Origin of the sequence: Paenibacillus sp. FSL H7-0350, from assembly GCF_038593195.1 — a bacterium.
GTDB lineage: Bacteria > Bacillota > Bacilli > Paenibacillales > Paenibacillaceae > Paenibacillus_AQ.
In genome coordinates this window covers 481,430-500,028 of the sequence record NZ_CP151972.1, presented here as the reverse complement: position 1 = coordinate 500,028, position 18,599 = coordinate 481,430, and the positions used below count along the sequence as shown (strand labels likewise).

Here is an 18,599-nt window from a genome sequence, read left to right as displayed (position 1 = left end):
TGCTAAACTAGCTGAATCTTGCGGGAGTTGAATAAAGATGACCTATCCGAAGGAACTTAAGGAATATCCAAGGCTGGAAGAGAAAACGTATCCGTTCCGTCTATTCTTCAACACCTGCCGGGAGGTGTCGCCTGAGCAGAACATCTTGTTTCTGCACTGGCATGAGCATTTCGAGATCATCATTATGCGCGAAGGTCAGGCCATTTTTCATGTGGACAGCAAGCCTTACGAGGCCGGGCCGGGGGATGTCCTGATGGTGCCGTCCGGCGGGCTTCATGTCGGCTATAGCCTGTGCAGTGGTGACCTCTCTTATGTCTCGATTGTGTTCCATGCCTCGCTGTTCAAGGACCGGAACCAGGATTCCCAGCATGAGCAATTCGTAGCTCCGTACCTCAATAATCTGAATCAATTCCCGGTCATGCCTGCCGCCCAGCAGCCTGAATGCGCTGCGTATTATCATTTGCTGGAGCGGGTGATTGCCGAAGTGGAGGCCAAGCAGCCGGCTTTTCAACTCGTGGTGAAGAATCAGCTGCACCTGTTCTTCACCCTGATGTCCCGGGCCTTCCCGGCCCGGCAACGCAGCGAGCGGGAGCACAGCGAACGCCATTCGATCCACCGGGAGCGCTTCAAGCCGCTGCTGGAATACCTGGAGAACCACGCAGATCAGAAGATGTCGATTGAGGCCGCTGCCAGGTTCGTGAATCTGAACCCTTTTCATTTCTGCAAAACCTTCAAGAAGCTCACCGGGCGGACGTTCATCGATTATGTGAATTTCTGCAGAATGGATGAGGCGCAGCGGCTGCTGCTGGAGACGGACCTGACGATTACCGAGATCTCAGGCCGGGTCGGCTGTGACAATCCGAATTACTTCACTAAGCTGTACAAGCAGTACAAGGGTCTAACCCCTTCCCAGGCACGGAAGCAGGAGTAAGCGGGCGTTTCAAGCCCAAAAAACACCGCCGGCCACTATCCCCCGGCGGTGTTTCTCTGTCTTCAGCTTACATCTCAGATATCGTAACCCAGCGCCGCTGCTCAATCGAACGGTCGACCGCTTCCAGCACTGCTTGGCATTTCACGCCGTCGTTGAAGTTAGGCTCCGGCTGGCGCCCTTCCTCAATGGCATTCGACAGCTCCAGCATCTCATGAATGAAGGTATGCTCGAATCCGATCGTATGGCCCGGGGGCCACCAGGCTTCCGCATAATCATGGGACGGATCGGTGGCGAGCACACGGCGGAAGCCCTGCACATCCTCGTCATCCGAGGTCAGATAGACCTCCAGCTCATTCATCCGTTCAAAATCAAATTTCACACTGCCCAGGCTGCCGTTGATCTCGAAGGAATTGGTCGAACGGTGTCCGGCAGCAAAACGCGTTGCCTCAAAGCTGCCCAAAGCACCGTTGGCAAACCGGGCCAGGAACAAGGTCGCATCGTCCACGGTTACCGGACCACGTGGTGCATCCTTGCCTGCCTTGGCACTGAGACCGGTCATCTCCGTAGCCAGCGGACGCTCCTTGACGAAGGTCTCGCTCATGCCTATAACTTCCTCTATATCTCCGACCAGGAAATGAGCCAGATCAATTAGATGCGCCCCGAGATCACCATGCGATCCCGAACCGGCAACCTCCTTCTGGAGCCGCCAGACCAGCGGGAATTCCGGATCAAGAATCCAGTCTTGCAGGAACCACGCGCGGAAGTGATAGATTTGGCCCAGCCGGCCGCTCTCAATCAGCCGCTTCGCCAGCCGTACCGCCGGGGAGAAACGGTAGTTGAAGCCAATCATATGTGCAATTCCAGCCTTTTCGGCAGCCTCCAGCATCTCGCGGGAATCCTCCAGATTCAGGGCCAGCGGCTTCTCGCAAAAGATATGCTTGCCTGCGGCCGCAGCCGCCAGGGCAATCTCTTTATGGGCATTGCTTGGCGCATTAATATCGACCAGATCAATATCGCTGCGTGCGATCAGGTCTTTCCAGTCGGTCACGCTCTCCGACCAGCCAAGCTGTGCCGCCGCTTCTTGTACAGCCTCCTCATTGCGTCCGCAGATGACCGACATTTGCGGCTTGACGGCCTTCGGGAAGAACATGGGCAGACTGCGGTAAGCGTTGCTGTGGGCCTTGCCCATGAATTTATAACCTATCATTCCAATGCGCAGCTGTTTCATTTGGTGCCTCCTCACTGAATAGACTACTCGATGTACACGCATACATTTTCTCATTCATGCTGCACTTTAGTCAAATCCCTTCTTGCCTTACAGTGAGGTCCGCCCTACAGATCTCCCGCCAAACGAAAAAAATGTCCCCTCTGCCAACCGGCAGCAAGGGACGTTCCTTGTCTTATTCACAAGCTTGGAATTAATCCTTCATCTACTGCGGTATCATTTTCATTTAACTGCCCATGTTGTAGAACTTAGCAAGCCCGCCTTCAGAAGTTTCACGGTACCTGCTGTTCATATCGAGGCCTGTCTCATACATCGTCTGAACAACCAGATCAAAGGATATTTTACGGGTACCCGACAAGAACTTAGCCAGGCTAAGCGCATTGATCGCCCGCATCGCGCCGACAGCGTTCCGCTCAATGCAAGGGATCTGCACCAGTCCGTTAATCGGATCACACGTTAACCCCAGGTGGTGCTCCATGGCTACCTCCGCCGCATACTCAATCTGGTCGATTTCCATACCGGACAGTTCAGCCAGTGCAGCCGCTGCCATAGAGCAAGCCGTACCCACCTCCGCCTGGCAGCCGCACTGAGCGCCGCTGATGGAGGCGTTCTGCTTCACCAGATTACCAATAAGCCCGCCGACAGCCAGTGCCCGGAGGATCTGTTCGTCCGGGACCTCCATCTTCTCCTGCATATAACGGAGCGAGGCGGGTACAACACCGCAGGCCCCGCAGGTTGGAGCCGTTACGACTGTACCAGCGGCCGCATTCTGTTCGTTGACGGCAAAAGCGTACGCGCTGACGATCCGGTTCTCCCGCGTCTCCGGGCTCTCATCCACATGCCCCTGATGATATAAATATTGCGCCTTGCGCTCAACATTAAGCCCGCCTTCCAGAATCCCTGTGACAGATAACCCCTCGTCGATCGACCGCTTCATCGCTTCCCAGATGCCTTGGAGGAACTCCCAGATCTGCGGGCCTTCACGCTGCTCAACATAATCGCTTAGGCGGATATGCTTCGCTTTACAAAAGGTACTGATCTCGGCAAAGCTGTTCTCCGGGTAGACTTCAGATCCAAGCGTCTCCTCCCGTCCCTCAATCACGATATCCCCGCCGCCGATGCTGACAACACGCATGGAATTGGTTTGCTGACCGTCTTTGTAAGCGAACAAGTCCATCGTATTGGGATGGTGCAGAACAAAGTCAGGCTGTGGAACAAATTCAACCTCCGCTGAAGCGGGTGACAATGCCCGAAGAATAGCCTTGTCCGTCATATGGCCTTTGCCTGTTTTGGCAAGGGAACCATAGATCAACGCTTTGAACTGGTCTGCGTCTTCATTTTCCGATTTGAAGATTCTGGCCGCTTTCTCCGGCCCCATGGTATGGGAGCTTGACGGTCCGCTGCCAATCTTATATAGCTCAGTCAACGATCTCATAGCACCCTTATCCCTTCTCAGTTGTCATTACTCTGAAAACGTTCCTTAAGCTTCATCAACCGCTCATGAATCCCCTCTTCATCCATAGCCATGTCAACCAATTGGTGGGTAAGCTGAAGACCCTGATCCTCTGCAAAAGCTTGTTTCCACGGGTGTGACACAATCGAATGAGTAAGATGTCTCGTAGAGCGGGGTGCCTGCATGATCATTTCTGCCAGCTGCCATGCCCGTGGAAGAAGTTGATCATGAGGCAGCACCTCGCTAACCATACCGAGATCTAATGCCTCTTGAGCATTAATGTTCAAGCCCGTGTATGCATAGTATGCCGCTTTCTTGGTTCCCACAATCCTTTGAAGTGCCAGAACGATTCCATCTCCGGGCGGTACACCGCCCAGATAATGGGCATCGAAGAACGCTGTGGCTTCCGTACAAAGGGTAATATCACAAAGCGTTCCCAATTGCCAGTGTGCGCCTGTGCCATTGATCGCCCCAATCGTGGGGATGTCCAGGCAATGAACCATATTTTCAATCATTCTAAGTGATTCATGATACATCTCTAGCTTCCGGCGATTCGGCCAATCCATGAATTTGGTGGTCCAGACTTCAGGATTGCCGGTCTGCCACAACTCTCCTGTCCCTGTGAGAATCATGACTTCATTCTCAGGATCACGGCCAATATCTGACCATATCTGACCATATGCGGCTTGGACCGGCCAGTCGAATTGTAAAGGTCCCCCGTGAGTGTGCAACCGCACTTCGAGAATACCGTCACGGCGGGTCATGAGGAATAAGTCCTTGTACTTCTCAGAGTATTCTTCGAGTCTAGTAGGTCCAGTCATCTCTCTATTGAACATCGTTGCCCATCAGGCGTCCTTGCATTTTCTTCAGCCGCTCCAGCGCTCCTTCTTCATCTATGGCCATGTCGTACATCTGGTGGGCCAGCTGGAATCCTTGATCGGCGACCAGGGCCTGCTTCCATGGACGGGAGATGATGGAGTGAGACAGATGTCTCGTTGAACGCGGTGCCTGCATGATCATCTCCGCAAGCTCCCATGCGCGCGGAAGAAGCTTTTCACGGGGCAGAACTTCACTGACGATACCCAGGTCCAAGGCGGTCTGACCATTGATATTCTTGCCGGTGTAGGCGTAGTAGGCAGCTTTTTTGAAACCGATCATGTTCTGCAGTGTCAGCAGCATTCCATCTCCTGGAGGCGTGCCTCCCAGATAATGCGGATCGAAAAAGTCAGCGTCTTCCGTACAAATGGTAATATCACAGAGTGTTGCGAGTTCACAGTGCGTTCCCGGCCCGTTGACCGCCCCGATCGTCGGAATGTCGATGCAGAAGATCAGATTTTCAAGCAGTCTCAGTGATTCATGATACTGTTCGAGCTTCTTTTGCTTCGGCCAGTCCATGAATTTCGTATTCCAGACCTCTGGGTCGCCGATCAACCATTTATCCCCAGTTCCCGTAATAATCATGACTTCGTTCTCAGGGTCACGGCCAATATCTGACCAGGCATGAGACCAGGCGGTATGAGCTTCCCAATTGTGCGTGTACGAGCCTCCATCGGTGTGCAGACGCACTTCAATGATTCCGTCACGGCGGGTCATTAACAGGAATTCCTTGTATTTCTCCGAGTACTCTTCGAATTTGGTGGGTCCAATCATACGTCTCTCTGTCATTGTAATTCCTCCTAAGTTTGGTTTAGAGCTTATCTGTTACTTTCAAGCCAGTCTCTGGCAAAAGCTGCGTAAGCCGCAGCCCCTCTATGAAGCACCTCATCCGAGAACATCGTCTTTGGATGGTGTACAGGATAACTATAACCATCTTGCATATTGCCTGCGTTAAGAAACACCGTGGTACTTGGCACTGCCTGTGAGACAAAGGCGAAATCTTCCGAGCCCATTAATTTACCGCCGGGTATCAGCTCAGTTATACCAATATAGGAGCCATCGCCGAAGGTATTTGCAATCGAAGCCCTCATTTGCTCATTAAGCCCGCCATCCGTTTTCACTTCAGGACAGCCTCTCGTATAGATCACTTCCACCTTGGCCTGAAAAGTTTCTCCAATGCCTGCGGTAACTTCACGGATACGGGTCTCCATTTTATCCCGCAATGCGGCGTTAAATGTGCGCACGCTGCCTTTCAATCTGGCCGTATCGGGAATCACGTTGTTCGTAGTGCCGCCTTCCATCACGCCGATGGTAAGCACTGCATGTTCAATCGGCGAAATTTCCCGGCTGAGGATACCCTGCAGCGCCAGATGAAGATGAGCAGCCACATTTAAGGGGTCCACTGCGGCCTCGGGCATCGCTCCATGTGAGCCCCTTCCGCGGATGATGATTTCGAACCAATCCGAAGAAGCAGAGATCGCTCCCCCTTCCTCAGGCACAACAAATTGTCCGATAGGAAGCGGCATTCCGGTCAACACATGGAGCATCATGGCTGCATCCACCTTGGGATTGTCCAGAATCCCATTCTCCAGCATCATCTGTGCTCCGTGCAGCGTCTCTTCACCCGGCTGGAACATAAGCTTAACTGTCCCGCGAAGCTGCTCTTCGCTCGCCTTCAGAATCTCCGCCGCCCCCAGCAGCATGGAAGTGTGCATGTCATGCCCACAGGCATGCATATTTCCATTCAACGACGCGTAAGAGAGCTCCGTTTCCTCTGGAATGGGCAAAGCGTCCATATCCGCACGGATCAGAACCACCTTCCCTTCATGCTGTCCGCCAATGGTAACTGTTAACCCTGATTCTCCTATGGGAGTGGGCTTAAGACCCATCGACTCCAAAGCCTCTTTTACGTATGCAGTTGTCTTAGGCAAACTTAGATCAAGCTCAGGAATCGCATGAAGATGATGCCTGTACATGACCATTTTGTCCTGCAGCTGATGAGCCATACTCATTAAGTCTTCAGCTTCTACACTCACAATGAACATCTCCCAAAGCATAAATTAAATGAACGTAAGAACAGTGTAGGCATTCCTCCTTTGTATTTTAAGACTTTTTGAGAACATGTTTATCGTACTTATAAATTCATCCACTGTCAAGATACTTTTAGACATTTTAAGAACATTATTTCAGTAGGCCGCCGGAACATTGTAATATCACATTTATTGTGATATAACTCTTTTGATTGAACTGTTCATGAAAGGAATCAATTATGAAAATCAAGCTGGGTATTATCACGCCAGAGTCCCATATGGATTACTTCCGATCCATTGAAGAAGAAATGCGGCCCCTGTGCCAGTTCCGCTTCCTTACCATCAGCAACTTCCGCGAAACAACGGACATTTATCTCAAAAACCTGGATTCGGTGGATGGATTTGTGATCAGCGGGAGGATGCTTTACGAGGCCATAGACAAGGAATGCCTTGACGATAAGGTACCTGTTCACATTTTGCATGATGATGAGAATCTGCTGTACAGAGAGCTTTTCCGGCTGCTGGTTACAGAACCTGAGCTTGATATCTCCCGAGTCTATGTGGATTATGCGTATGTCATCGATTCTTTCAGCGAATTCCAGCAATATCTGACTCATGAAGGAAAGCCCGTTAGCAGCGGAAATTTGCTGGAGCGTGTGGAGATCATGCTGGAGAACCATATCACGCTGTGGGAAGCTAAGAAAATAGACCTGTCCATTACAGCCTTCGGTCACTTTGTTCCAGAACTCCAAAAGCACGGCGTCAAATATATCTTAATCCGGCCCACTTTGGAGAACGTTAAAGAGACCATCAGCGAGATTATTAACGAAATTACCATCCTCAAGCTTAAGAACCAGAGGGCAGTGGTCGCATGTTTATCGGTCCAAAATGAGCAGCACTCCTCCGAAGAGGAGCTTCATGAGCTGAAAGTCCTGGTCGGCAATTTTTTGCGCAGCGTAAATCTGGCAGACACGGCCCAAATCTCAGAAGGCTTTGTCAGACTGTACACCACCTACGGCAATTTCATGAGAATCACCTCTAACGCGCATAACTGTAGCCTGCTGGAGTATCTGGAGGAGCGTATACAGGGCAAGGTGAAGATCGGGTGGGGCTCGGGGCATGAATATTTTCAAGCGAACGTTAACGCTACCAAGGCTCACAGACAGGCCGAAGCCTATACGGGCAGTTCCAGCTTTTTCATAGACGAGAATCAGAAGGTTGCCGGCCCCATGCGGAGCATGAATGTCATCCAGTTCTCTGAACAGGGGGACCCGGAAATCATCGCCTTAGCCAAAAGGATCGGAATCAACAACATCAATTTACAGAAAATCATATCCTATGCAGCAATCATGCGAACCAATAAGCTATCCTCTGAGGATGTTGCACAGTGCCTGTCCATGACCGTCAAAGGTGCCAACCGAATTCTTAACAAAATTGAGGAAAGTAAACAAGTACAAACGGTATTTGAAAAAAGGGACAACAGTAAGGGGCGGCCCAAAAAATACTACGAGCTGTTGTTTCTCGACAATGAAGGGCGCAAATTAAGCGGATGATACGCGGATTCACTTGGCAAAAAGGCATGTTTTCAATTTTGAAAACATGCCTTTTTGCGCTTTTTTAACATTCAAATTACGCCTTGGCTGGACGACCAGTGCTGCACATGCTGCAAGAACCGCCGGGTGGCAGGTGAAGCATATTTCATCGAGTTGACCGCGATACCAAGCGAACGGAAACTGCGCTCCTCCAGCTCAAGCATGGCTACACGCTCATACTGGAACCGGGTGACCAGCTCCGGGAGAATGCTCATGCCCAGACCTTTTTCTACCATGGCAATAATGGCGTAATCGTCCCCGGCCGAGAACTTGATGTTCGGCTTGATGCCCGCCTTCTCCAGCACCCGCTGTACATCATAATCCGAACCGGGCTTCGGAATGATGAAGTCCTCGTAGGCGATCTGAGCCAGCGGCATATAGGGGGACTTGCTCAGCGGATGGCTGAGCGGGAGAATCGCCAGCATCCGGTCCTGCTTTAGCGGAATGACTTCGAACCGCTCCCTTGTCGGCAATGATAGGAATCCGCAATCGACCACCCCAGCCTCGATCCACTGCTCAATCTCCAGATACCCGCCCTCCATCAGCTTGAACTCTATGTAAGGAAATTCCCGGCGGAACTCCTTAATGATGTCCGGCAGCCAATGGACAGAGACACTCGTGAAGGTTCCTATGGTAATCGTCCCCGTCTCCAGACCATGAATATCCGCTACCTGCTGCTTAAGCTGCTCATTCCAGTTCAGAATCTCCCGGATCGGCTGCATCACCTGCTCCCCGTTCACCGTCAGCTTTACCCCCGACCGGCTGCGCACCAGCAGCGGAAAGCCGAACTCGTGCTCCAGGCTGCTCAGCGTGTGGCTAATTCCGGATTGGGTGAAGCCCAGCGCATCTGCGGCCCGCGTTAGACTGCCCAGCTCCACCACTTTCAGGAACACTTCGTACTTAATCAGACTCATGTCCAGCCCCCTCACTTAACATGATAATTCCTCATGTATCCTATGATAAACATTCAGTTACCTTATGTATTCGTGCGTATTATACTATATTCACTTGAAATAAAGAAGGATGATGACTGAATGAAGCCGCTTAAGGCCGAGCTAATGCTCATTGTAGTAACACTATTCTGGGGCTCCTCCTACCTGTTCATGAAGCTGGGATTGGGTACACTGGGAGAATTCAATCTGATCGCACTGCGCTTCGGGCTTGCGTTCATCCTGGCGGGGCTGCTCTTCCGCAAACGGCTGCGCAGTATGGATGCCCGAACCTTGAAATACGGAGCCTTGCTCGGCTTCCTGCTGCTTGGCGTATTCACCTGCATCACCTTCGGACTGAAGACCACTACGACCTCTAATGCCGGTTTCCTGGTCGCTATGACCGTTGTGTTCGTTCCGATGCTGGAGGTTCTGGTCTTCCGCAAAAAAGTCGCGCCCCCGCAGATCTTCGGCGCCGTGCTCGCCATCAGCGGCATCGGGCTGCTTACGCTGAACGGATCGCTGCAAGTCCAGCCCGGTGATCTCCTCTGTATTCTGTCCGCAGTATTCTATGCGGTGCAGATTCTAGTGACGGGCCGGGCGGTTAAGACCTGCGACTCGCTGAATATCGGCATTCTGCAGCTCGGCTTCGCCGGGGGCTATGCTCTGATTCTATCCGCTATCTTCGAGACCCCTTCGCTGCCGTCCACCCTTCCGGGGTGGATCGCGATTCTGGCTCTGGGGATCTTTTGCAGCGCCTGCGGGTTCATCCTGCAGCCGGTTGCCCAGAAGTACACAACACCGACCCGCACCGGTCTGATCTTCGCACTGGAGCCGGTATTCGCTGCCTTCTTCGGCTACTTGTTCGTACACGAACAGCTCTCGCTTCAGGGCTATACTGGTGCCGCTCTTGTCCTGCTGGGGATTCTGGCCTCCGAGCTGCTGGGCAAGCTGCATATGGTTCCTCCGGCAAGGCTGCTGAAGAAGCGGAGGGCGCACTTATAGCTTAGCAAATGTATGTGCCAGCCTTAGCCAACCGCTTATTTATTGAAGCAACAGACGATTGAGGTGCATTAGTGCACCTCATTTTCCACTTTAGCCCGCATCTAGCATACTCAGGTGCACTAGTGCTCCTCATTTTGCTCCTTTAGCCAGCATCTCGCGTATTCAGGGGTATTAGTGCACCTCATTTGCTCTTTTTGCCCACATCGAGCATATTCAGGTGCATTAGTGCTCTTCATTTTGCTCCCCAGACTTCAACTGGTCCAGCGTCCTCCCATGCACCCTCGCACCCGCCCATTGTATTCAGTTTCCCATATACATCCGGCTCGAACCCACGGACCTCTATAGCTCATGCCCCACCAGATCATCCAAAAACCAAAAAAACGCCCCCCTGCCAACCGGCAGTCAGGGACGTTCTTTGTTAGTCTATAACGATTATCTTACATAGCAGCTACAACCGGTTAATGCCCCATCATCATGGCGGCATCCGTCTGCTGTTCTTCAGGAGAAGGTGCAGCGCCTGCTGTCTTTGGACGGCGCAGAATCAGACTGAGCACCACTCCGGCTACGGCGATGCAGCCCGAGAGGAAGAAGACATCCCCGAAGCCCTGTACGGCAGCGGCAAGCGGATTACTTCCGGCGGTCATTTTATCCATATGCACGGTAATCTGGCTGGTCAGGTACCCGGTCATACCGGCAACAGCGAACGATACCACAACCTGCTGGGCAGCGGCGGTAAGCGGGGTAACCCGGTTCACCCATTCACGCGGCGCAGAGTTCAGAACATGGGTGTTGACCGGCATCATCGACAGACCCATACCGAGGCCCATCATCACCAGACACAGCATAATAATAGGAAGACTGGTGTCTACTGTAACTCCAGAGAGCAGGAACAGGGCCGTCGATATAATGCTGAGACCTACGAATACCAGCGGACGTGCACCGATTTTGTCAAACAAGCGGCCGCCCAGCGGCATCCCTACTCCGGAAGCCAGCGCCTGGGGAAGCAGGATCAGACCCGTCTCGAGCGGCGTGTAATTGCGGATCTGCTGAAGATACAGCGGAACGAACAGCATGGAGCCGAACAATGCCGCCTGTGTGACCCAGGACAGAATAATCCCGCGCGTGAAGTCCGAGGAACGGAAGACGCGCAGCTCCAGCAGCGGATGCTTTTGCAGCAGTTCAACAATGACAAAGACGATCAACGCGGTTCCGCCAACCGACAAGCCTACGATAGCCCCGGTTGAAGTCCAGCTCTCCCCGCCGCCCTGATTGACGCCATAAGCCAGCATCGAGAAGGCGAGCGGAGCCAGAATGATTCCGAGGATATCGAGGTGGGCTCTTCCCTTTTTCTCGGTCACCGGCAAATATTTAAGGCCCAGAATAATACCTACAATACCGATTGGCAGGTTAATCAGGAAAATCCAGTGCCAGCTTACATACTCCACCAGCCAGCCCGAAAGAATCGGCCCCAGGGCCGGAGCCAGCAGCATTGGAATACCGAGCATTCCCATGATAGAGCCTCTGCGCTCTGCCGGAGCGAGTCTGAAGACCATCGCCATCCCGATCGGAGCGACCATGCCGCCGCCAAGACCTTGAATAACGCGGAATAGAACCAGCTGCCCCGAAGTCTGAGCTACAGAGCATAATACAGAGCCAAAGACGAACATGGCAATGGTCGTTAGGAATACCTGCTTGGACCCGAACCGGTCCGTCATATAGCCGGCCAGCGGAATTACAGCAGCGAGCGCAAGTGTATAGCCGGTGATCGCCCATTGAACAGTCTTCAGATCCGTATCGAAATATTGCACCAGATTCGGAACGGCCACATTGACCGCGGTGCTGTCCAGAATAACCATGATCATCCCGACAATAATCGCCAGCAAGGATGGCAGTATAGCTCTCAGAGAGAACGGCGCCTCTGCTGCTGCGGTGTTACTTGGATTCATAGGTTTTGACATTCTCTTGTCCACTCTTCTCTCTATTCATGATTAGTTATACTTGTGAAAATAAAGCTCAAACAACCCGTCAATCTGCTCCTCCAGCGGGGCCAGCCTGAAGATCTCCTGAAGATCCTCACGCTCCTTCGGGAAACTGCTCACCATAATTACCGGGAAGACAATCGCCCCGTAGATCTGCAAATTCATCATCATGAGCTTATCGCGGTCCTGTTCTCCGGTAATCTCCCCAAGTGCGTCCAGAATCCGCTCAATCCGCATCAGCTTGGAATATTTCGCATATTCATCGTGGGAGCCCATGATATGATGCCGCTGATCAAGCATCTGCCGGGCCATACCGGGATAGCGGTTGAGATTGACAATGTACCGCGTGAAGAACAGCTTCAGGCGCTCTTTTGGCGGCAAAGATGTATCCTCCAGGACCTTAAAGGCATCGTCAAAAGTCGCCATAAGCTGCTTCACCGCATCGCCGAACAGCTTCTCCTTGGAGCCGTAGTAGTAGTTCACCAGCGCCAGATTGGTCTCTGCCCTCGCTGCAATACTGCGCAGGGTGATGCAGCGGAATCCCCCCTCACGGATTAAGTCCACGGTGGCATCCAGAATAATCTGCTTCGTATCTTTGTCCGTTGAATCCGTCTTACCGTCCGGTTTGGCCATAATGAAGATTGCCGCCCTCCTCTGTCACAGAATCTTAATCATTGATCTAATCAACGATTTAAACATTGTTTAATTCGAATTTAAAATTACTCTCTTTCCGGCATTCTGTCAACAGAAATATAAAGGGAGAATTCCTGCAGCTATGCTTAAGCCGTGGAATTCTCCCTTGGGAGTGAAGTTATGTCTTATACGAATCTAGGGTTGGGCCGGGCTGGCCAATACTTCATTGGCTGCCTGAACCGGCGTTAGAGTCAGCTTGGTGAGCTTACCTGAAGCGCCCAGTTCCAGAGTCAGTACGGCCTCCGCTTTGGTGAAGGACAATACGCTCACAATCATCATTACTCCATCCTGCTGTGTGCTGGTGGTCGATTTCACTCCGAGGTAGCTGCCCGCCGGCGTATTCATCCCTTCCCAGCTCTGCTGGAGCACCGGAAGAACAGCGGGTTCTGCATCCTTGGCGTAATACCGCTCCTTCAGCGCCGGATAGTTACCGGTTACAAGCAGACCCGCTACGGCACCAGCCATTACCTCCGGTGCGTATACGTCAACCTGGTCTGTTTCCGGATTATAGGAAGTGACTAACCCGATTGCTGCAAAAAAAGACAGCGGCGCGTACGCCTTTTTTTGTTTTAATTCAAAGCCGCCTGTAAAAGGTACTTTGTTCTTGCCGTCGAGCACAAGCTCCTTACCGGAGAGTCTGAACTGAACGCTCTCCTGGAACCGTTCCAGCAGGAACGTCCCGGTAGCACCACTGAAGGTGACCTTATACTTGAGGGCTTGGGCCGTCTCCCGCAGCGGGAGCATAATGTCCGTTCCGTCGGTATAGGCCGATGCCCCCCCGCCTAGCTGCAATTCCTGCCCGTTCACGATAATCCTCAAGCTTCCGGCGGCACTAACGTTAGGACTGGTCAATACACCTGCTCCTGCTGCAAATAACATTACACTAAGGAATACGGTTACGATTCTTTTGAACAAATCGATCCCACCTCTCCTGTATTAGAATATTATGCACGCATGCTTCAGAGATTAACCTTACATTATTCATTAACCGTTCTGTACAGCTTTGGAACAGCCCTACTCCACCTTGAAGTTGAAATATTGCTTCGGATAAGGTTCCTTAATCAGGGTGAAATGCCACCATTCCTTGGCGTACGGCTTGAAGCCCTGCTTCGTCATCGCATCCTTCAGAATCTTGCGGCTCTCATGCTGGGTGCTGCTGATGAGCGTCGTATTATAGTAAGAGATTTCACCGAAAAAATCATAAGGGCTGCCCATATCCACCAGCTTGCCTGTACTCTTCTGGGCCAGGGTCAAGTCGATCGTGCTGCCCCGGGAATGCCCCGATTTCTTGGCGATGAAGCCCAGCTTGAACAGATTGCGCTTGTCCAGCTTCGGATAATACTGTGGCTTCATCTTCAGATCGGAAGCATCCTGCGACCAGCGCACGAAGTGATTGACGGCTTGCTGCGGACGGTACGCGTCATAGATTCTCAGGATATAACCCTTCTGCTCCAGATCTTCGCTAACCTTCTTCAGTGCAGCAGCGGCAGTCTTCGTGAAGATCGCGAGCGGTGCCTTATATCCGTCCACTCTGGTGCCGGTAAAATTATTCTCACTATAATAACGGATCTCATATTGCGCCGAGGGAATAATCTCATCCAGATAGACAAAACCGCCGGGCAGATTATTTTTCTTCACAACTGTACTTGGTGTAAACGGTGTCTCAGGAGTCACGGATGCCGCTGTAGCCGTTGTCATGGCGCCCAGAAGCACAGCCCCGCTTACAATCATTGAACCTAACAGTAATCCGAGTCTTGTACCTGTATATCGCAGCTTGTTCACGATGCTTACTCCTCACCTGCCTCATCCCATATTTACCCTTCCAGTATACGGTGCAGCCCCAGGGAGCGTCTATAGTGAAGATGGAGCTTGACCCGCCGGGAGCATATCTTTACGCCGGTAAATCCCCATCAGCAGCCCGGCAGCAGCGAATTCAATGAAGACATGCTGACCGTAGCTCAGGAATGGAAACGGTATGGAGATCAGCGGCATTCTGCCGCTGAGTATAGACAAGCCATACAGCAAGCGGATCGAGAGCATCAGCGTCAAAGCAAAGATCAACATCCGGCTGTAAGTGTCGCTTACCGCGCGGGCGCAGGAGACCATTTTCAGCACAAACCAACAGGTTAACACAAGGAGCAGTAGCCCCCCGGCCCAGCCGAAGGTTTGAATCAGCACCACAGGAAACAGATCCGTATATGGATAAATCAACCCGTTCCCTGCTCCTTCCAAGCCATGACCCTTCCAGCCGGCAGAGGTAAGCGTCCCATGTATGATCCGATTAATATAGCCTGCACCTGTCACTACATCATGGAAATAGAAGGCATCAATGTTCCGGTCACTCCAATGCAGTTGACTCCAAACATATAGGGCAACGCCTGATACACTGCTTACAGCAACAACCATAACGCTTACCCAACGCCGGGTAATCCTTATATATAATGGTAAAGCAACAACCAGATATACAACCAGCTCGGCAAAAGAAGGGATAAGAATATAAATGGCCGCAGGCAGCAGCAGCAAGCCCAACTCCAACCAACTCCTCAGTCGTCCGCCCGTAGTATTCTGCACATTTGGTCTTTTCCAAATTCCTACAAGCGCCACAACGAAGAGATAGGGACTGCAACCAATCAGATCAAATGGGAATCCCAGAATAGAAACATAGCGCCTGCTGCCATTCATCATCTCAGGACCGAGCCACAGACTGGCAGCAATCATTAGTAACGCTCCACCATAGATAAAGCCTGAGGCCCGCTGCAATTGCTTGAAATTGATGAAGAACATTCCGGTCATAGCTATAAGACCAAGGATGATAAAGACAGACTGACGCAACATTAGCGCATTAGGAATAAGATCCTCAGTGAATCCCGCCTCCACAGCTGCCATCCCCAGCAGACTTACCGCCGACAACAATATTACACCGGCCAGCAGCCCCCAGGGAATGCGCGGTTTATGAATCTGGTGCAGCTCTCTGCCTACGGCCTGCGGATCACCCAGTTGCCTGATCGCATACTGCTGAGCCTCTTCATCGGTAGCACCAAGCTCCAGCCGCTCCGTCACCAGGTCTGTGAAGTGTCCGCTTAGCTCGTCCCGGATTTCTTTATGCATCCCTTTGGCCCTAACTTGTGCGCACACTGTATCCAGATAACGCTCCAGATCCTTCTTACTTTGCTCCATCATCCGCTGCCCTCCCCCAGAACGGTATCCATGGCACCCTTGAACAGCGCCCATTCCGCCTTCTTCTCCTGCAGCTTGTGCTTGCCCTCATCCAGTAGCCGGTAATACTTGCGTCTGCGTCCGTCTACCTCCATCCAATACGCTTCCACCCAGCGTTCACTCTCCATCGCATGGAGAATCGGGTAGAGCGTACCCTCCTTCAGGGCAAAAACCCCCTGTGAGCGCTGCTCCAGCTCCTTAATCAGCTCGTACCCATACAGCGGCCTGTCCAGCAGCAGAGTGAGGATCATCGTACCCGTGCTCCCCTTCAGCATTTCTTTGCTGACCTTCATCGGCATTCCCTCCTGTTTGTTTCGCCTATACATCGGTTATCTATGCTTAATATACAGGATTATCCAAATGCAGTCCAGTATTTATTCACCCAGAATGAAGTCATTTGTGCTTATCCTGTTTATAGTACAATTATAGCTGTCAGCCGACACGTTATAATATGCTGTCTATTATCACCTCAGGTGAAGGAGGACTTACTTACTATGAACGAATTGTTAAATATGAAGGAATTGTTCACGCAGATTATCAAGCAAGACGTCAAACCTTTTTTCTCCGCGCAAGGCTATCGGACAAAGGATCTGAATTTCAACAAAATAGAGGGCCAACTCAGCTATAAAATCAATATTCAGAAATTCAAGTACAATACACACAAGGAGCTCAGCTTCTATGTGAATTACAATATTCATTCCGAAGAGCTTGCGCAATATAGGCCTGCTTTGTCTCTGGGTTTGGCTCACTTCTATGCCCGGATCAACCAAATCGTCCCCGCCGCCCCGGAACGCTACTTCCTGACGCCGGAAGTAGATGTGGACAAGTTCACGTCAGACCTGCTGCTCCACTTGGATCAGGGGCTTCAATTCTTGTACACCTTAACCGATGCCAGGGCCATTATTGAATACTATATGCAGCGGACAGCACTGCATTTAAGTGAGGAGACCTTCGGGTTCCTGCTGGATACAGGGGATACAGAGACTGCGGAGCAATACCTGAAGCAGCTCCAGGCGAAATACGGCGCCGAGAAGCGCTGGGCGATCTTGGAGAAGAAGTATGCAGCGGTCTGGGAGAAATACGGAAGCTCTTCCTAGTGGCCCTTGTTCAATCCTCCCCATTAAAGTATAAAACACAAAAAAACCTCTCCCGCCAAATTGGTTGCCCATTTTAACAAGGAGAGGTTCTTATTCATTTGCAGATAATTAATGCATAGAAGCCTGAGTCTTGTGTGATACGATGACACGCTTAAGGAAGAATGCAATCACCAGACCTATAATAGCCATGACCATTCCGAAGATAAAGGCATTCTGCACTCCATGAGTGAAGGCAGCGCCGATGTTTAGCGGATCAGCCGGGTTAGTAACGGTCTGCATGTAGCTTTTGGAGCCGGAGGTCATGATGCTTACCGCCAATGCTGTACCAATCGCACCCGCCACCTGCTGGAGTGTATTCATAATGGCTGTACCATGCGGGTAGTATTCCATGGGAAGCTGATTGATACCATTCGTCTGTGCAGGCATCATAATCATGGAGATTCCGATCATCAGCACACTGTGAAGCACGATCACGAAGACAACGGTCGAAGTAGCTGTAATCCCCGAGAAGAACCACAAGGAGACGGCGACGAGCGCCAGTCCTGGGATAACCAGCCATTTCGGACCGTATTTGTCGAACATACGCCCCATAACCGGCGACATTAGGCCGTTGATGATTCCGCCCGGCAGCAGCAGTAATCCTGCCTTGAAGGCTGAATACCCTTGTCCCTGCTGCAGATACATAGGAAGAATCAGCATCGAGGAGAGAATAACCATCATACAGATGAAGACCATCAGTACTCCAACCACGAACATCGGGAACTTGAAGGCGCGCAGATCAATCATCGGCTGCTTCATTGTCAACTGGCGGATACAGAATAGAATAAGGGCAATCGCACCGATCACGATGGCGATAATAACCTTCGGACTTCCCCAGCCTTCTGCTTCACCAGCACTGCTGAAGCCGTAGACAATACCGCCGAAGCCGAAGGAGGACAGAATAATGGACAGGACATCAATCTTCGGCTTCGTCACTTCCGTGACATTCTGCATGAAGAGAATTCCGCTAATTAGGGCGATCACCAGGAACGGCAGCGATAGCCAGAAGATCCAGTGCCAGCTTAGGCTCTCAATCAGCAGACCGGCAATCGTAGGTCCAATCGCTGGAGCTACCATGATGACCAAGCCGATAAGTCCCATCGCCGCCCCTCTTTTCTCAGCGGGAATGATGATTAGAATCGTATTGAACATCAGCGGCAGCAGCAGCGCGGTTCCCATCGCCTGCACCACTCTCGCAGTGAGCAGAAACTCGAAATTCGGCGACATCGCCGCAAGGAATGTGCCCAGAATAGAGAAGCATAGGGCAGCGACGAACAACTGTCTTGTGGTGAACCACTGCAGCAGCATCCCCGAGATCGGAACCAGAATGCCCAGCGTCAGCAGATAGGCGGTAGTCAGCCACTGCGCCGTCGATGGTGTAATTTGCAGGACATTCATAAGATCACTTAAAGCTACATTTAGGGCGGTCTCACTGAACATGCCGATGAAGCCGGCAATCAGCAGGGAGATCAGAATAGGTAAAGTCTTGAATTGCCGGGGTTCGCTTGACCCCTTGTCAGTCATAGTTGCGTTC

17 protein-coding genes are annotated in these 18,599 nt (G+C 51.7%); 4 read left to right on the top strand and 13 right to left on the bottom strand.

What is annotated here, in order from left to right; all coding sequences use genetic code 11:
- Positions 1 to 37 precede the first annotated feature (37 nt).
- Complete coding sequence (locus NYE24_RS02460; protein WP_342477929.1) at positions 38 to 931, top strand: AraC family transcriptional regulator; 894 nt, start codon at positions 38 to 40, stop codon at positions 929 to 931.
- Between the two features lie 67 nt (positions 932 to 998).
- Here the strand turns inward: NYE24_RS02460 and NYE24_RS02455 are convergent, their stop codons facing one another.
- The 5 genes from NYE24_RS02455 to NYE24_RS02435 all read right to left on the bottom strand — a co-directional run bounded on the left by NYE24_RS02455 (position 999) and on the right by NYE24_RS02435 (position 6,530).
- The gene (locus tag NYE24_RS02455) at positions 999 to 2,159 is read right to left on the bottom strand and encodes a Gfo/Idh/MocA family oxidoreductase (RefSeq protein WP_342477928.1); all 1,161 of its coding nucleotides are present in this window, start codon (positions 2,157 to 2,159) and stop codon (positions 999 to 1,001) included.
- A gap of 223 nt (positions 2,160 to 2,382) precedes the next feature.
- The gene (locus NYE24_RS02450; RefSeq protein WP_342477927.1) at positions 2,383 to 3,591 is read right to left on the bottom strand and encodes an L-serine ammonia-lyase; all 1,209 of its coding nucleotides are present in this window, start codon (positions 3,589 to 3,591) and stop codon (positions 2,383 to 2,385) included.
- Positions 3,592 to 3,608: 17 nt separating this feature from the next.
- Positions 3,609 to 4,430 (bottom strand): enoyl-CoA hydratase/isomerase family protein, encoded by an 822-nt coding sequence (locus NYE24_RS02445; RefSeq protein WP_235218397.1) that lies wholly within the window; start codon positions 4,428 to 4,430, stop codon positions 3,609 to 3,611.
- Positions 4,431 to 4,434: 4 nt separating this feature from the next.
- Positions 4,435 to 5,274, bottom strand: coding sequence for an enoyl-CoA hydratase/isomerase family protein (locus NYE24_RS02440; protein WP_076153995.1), 840 nt, complete (start codon positions 5,272 to 5,274; stop codon positions 4,435 to 4,437).
- A 29-nt stretch (positions 5,275 to 5,303) separates the two neighbouring features.
- A complete protein-coding gene (locus NYE24_RS02435) occupies positions 5,304 to 6,530 on the bottom strand; it encodes a M20 family metallopeptidase (protein ID WP_342479188.1) in 1,227 nt (408 codons plus the stop codon).
- A 224-nt stretch (positions 6,531 to 6,754) separates the two neighbouring features.
- Here NYE24_RS02435 and NYE24_RS02430 point away from each other — a divergent pair, with 224 nt between their 5' ends.
- Positions 6,755 to 8,068 carry a transcriptional regulator gene (locus NYE24_RS02430; RefSeq protein WP_342477926.1) on the top strand — a complete coding sequence of 438 codons (1,314 nt, stop codon included), beginning with the start codon at positions 6,755 to 6,757 and terminating at the stop codon, positions 8,066 to 8,068.
- Between the two features lie 71 nt (positions 8,069 to 8,139).
- Here the strand turns inward: NYE24_RS02430 and NYE24_RS02425 are convergent, their stop codons facing one another.
- Entirely contained in the window at positions 8,140 to 9,021 is an 882-nt protein-coding gene (locus NYE24_RS02425) for a LysR family transcriptional regulator (RefSeq protein ID WP_342477925.1), read from the bottom strand.
- Positions 9,022 to 9,141: 120 nt separating this feature from the next.
- Between NYE24_RS02425 and NYE24_RS02420 the strand changes: the two genes are divergently transcribed.
- Entirely contained in the window at positions 9,142 to 10,041 is a 900-nt protein-coding gene (locus tag NYE24_RS02420; RefSeq protein WP_342477924.1) for a DMT family transporter, read from the top strand.
- 458 nt (positions 10,042 to 10,499) lie between these two features.
- On the opposite strand, the gene NYE24_RS02415 is transcribed toward NYE24_RS02420, so the two are convergent.
- From NYE24_RS02415 to NYE24_RS02390, 6 genes are all read right to left on the bottom strand, one after another.
- Positions 10,500 to 11,987 carry a DHA2 family efflux MFS transporter permease subunit gene (locus NYE24_RS02415; protein WP_342477923.1) on the bottom strand — a complete coding sequence of 496 codons (1,488 nt, stop codon included), beginning with the start codon at positions 11,985 to 11,987 and terminating at the stop codon, positions 10,500 to 10,502.
- Positions 11,988 to 12,029: 42 nt separating this feature from the next.
- On the bottom strand, positions 12,030 to 12,653 hold the full coding sequence (locus tag NYE24_RS02410; protein WP_036694103.1) for a TetR/AcrR family transcriptional regulator: 624 nt from the start codon (positions 12,651 to 12,653) through the stop codon (positions 12,030 to 12,032).
- 195 nt (positions 12,654 to 12,848) lie between these two features.
- On the bottom strand, positions 12,849 to 13,628 hold the full coding sequence (locus NYE24_RS02405; RefSeq protein ID WP_076153998.1) for a stalk domain-containing protein: 780 nt from the start codon (positions 13,626 to 13,628) through the stop codon (positions 12,849 to 12,851).
- A gap of 99 nt (positions 13,629 to 13,727) precedes the next feature.
- Positions 13,728 to 14,495: a M15 family metallopeptidase gene (locus tag NYE24_RS02400; protein ID WP_218639635.1), complete on the bottom strand. Its 768-nt coding sequence runs from the start codon at positions 14,493 to 14,495 to the stop codon at positions 13,728 to 13,730.
- Positions 14,496 to 14,564: 69 nt separating this feature from the next.
- The gene (locus tag NYE24_RS02395) at positions 14,565 to 15,893 is read right to left on the bottom strand and encodes an FtsW/RodA/SpoVE family cell cycle protein (protein ID WP_342477922.1); all 1,329 of its coding nucleotides are present in this window, start codon (positions 15,891 to 15,893) and stop codon (positions 14,565 to 14,567) included.
- On the bottom strand, positions 15,890 to 16,222 hold the full coding sequence (locus NYE24_RS02390; protein ID WP_036694109.1) for a PadR family transcriptional regulator: 333 nt from the start codon (positions 16,220 to 16,222) through the stop codon (positions 15,890 to 15,892). The genes NYE24_RS02395 and NYE24_RS02390 overlap by 4 nt, the downstream gene beginning before the upstream one ends.
- 201 nt (positions 16,223 to 16,423) lie before the next feature.
- On the opposite strand from NYE24_RS02390, the gene NYE24_RS02385 reads away from it, so the two are divergent.
- Positions 16,424 to 17,026: a DUF4304 domain-containing protein gene (locus NYE24_RS02385; RefSeq protein ID WP_179090364.1), complete on the top strand. Its 603-nt coding sequence runs from the start codon at positions 16,424 to 16,426 to the stop codon at positions 17,024 to 17,026.
- 108 nt (positions 17,027 to 17,134) lie between these two features.
- Here the strand turns inward: NYE24_RS02385 and NYE24_RS02380 are convergent, their stop codons facing one another.
- Entirely contained in the window at positions 17,135 to 18,589 is a 1,455-nt protein-coding gene (locus NYE24_RS02380; RefSeq protein ID WP_076154000.1) for a DHA2 family efflux MFS transporter permease subunit, read from the bottom strand.
- Positions 18,590 to 18,599 lie beyond the last annotated feature (10 nt).